General features: G+C 37.7%; 1 protein-coding gene. It reads right to left on the bottom strand.

From position 1 onward, the window contains the following. Positions 1-816 (bottom strand): hypothetical protein (locus N1032_RS24490; RefSeq protein WP_259543118.1); only part of this gene is annotated, 816 nt, incomplete at its 3' end. Between the last annotated feature and the right edge of the window lie 27 nt (positions 817-843).

The raw sequence follows: 843 nt of genomic DNA, 5'->3' as shown, positions 1-843 counted from the left end.
ACGATTGGGTGCAAACTGAGGGATACGTGCTCTTGTGTAGTTAGCGTATGAACGTTCATTATTAGTCACACCGTTTGAAGAAGTGATAACCACTGGGAACAGAGGGTCTTGCAACGTACTGTCTTCATAAATATCTTGGAGCGTTACTGAACTCACACCGCTATCTGTTTTATCGGATAGCACTACTGCATAGTTAACTACATCTGTACCAAAATCCTGTCTCACATCAACGTCTGAGATTAAATATTTATCTTTGGTAATCTCAATACCACTATCTTCTCCGAATCGTCCAAATTCAAGCAAATAAGGATTTGAACGATTGATTCTCCAATATACACTATCAGTATTATTGCAGATAGTGTTATAGGCATCAAGAATAGATTCGTTAGAGAAAACGTAGTCAATATCAATAGAAGCAGCCACTTCATCGAAAGTTAAGAGATATTGTTGAAGTTGGAACTCAGGACGAGAAAGTACGTCAGGGATATATTCAGATTTGATTGATAAGTTGGTAGGTAATTTATACCAATCCAACTCACTAATGACATGAGTTAAATCAATTGTGATTTTATTACCGTGGTTGTCTAACTCACAACCCATAACGAATCCGTCAAACACCCAATTTTGAAACTCTACACGAACCTTTCTTCGAGGTTGAACCATGTGGCGATACTTAGACGGTAATGTAAACGACAAAGACGGTATCTCCATTAAACCCCAAGAAGGGTTTAATGGATTATCCGTCAATAAGTCGAGGAAAGTTGCTTCTGGATTCTGTTCCCCTGTATATTCCAAAAAAGTAATCTTTCCTAACATATTAGTCCTCTAATTTTCCAAGAGCAT

It is taken from the genome of Herbiconiux daphne, from assembly GCF_024979295.1.
Taxonomy (GTDB): domain Bacteria; phylum Actinomycetota; class Actinomycetes; order Actinomycetales; family Microbacteriaceae; genus Herbiconiux; species Herbiconiux daphnes.
The sequence above is the reverse complement of the archived record's forward strand: the minus strand, read 5'-3'. Positions and strand labels throughout refer to the sequence as shown.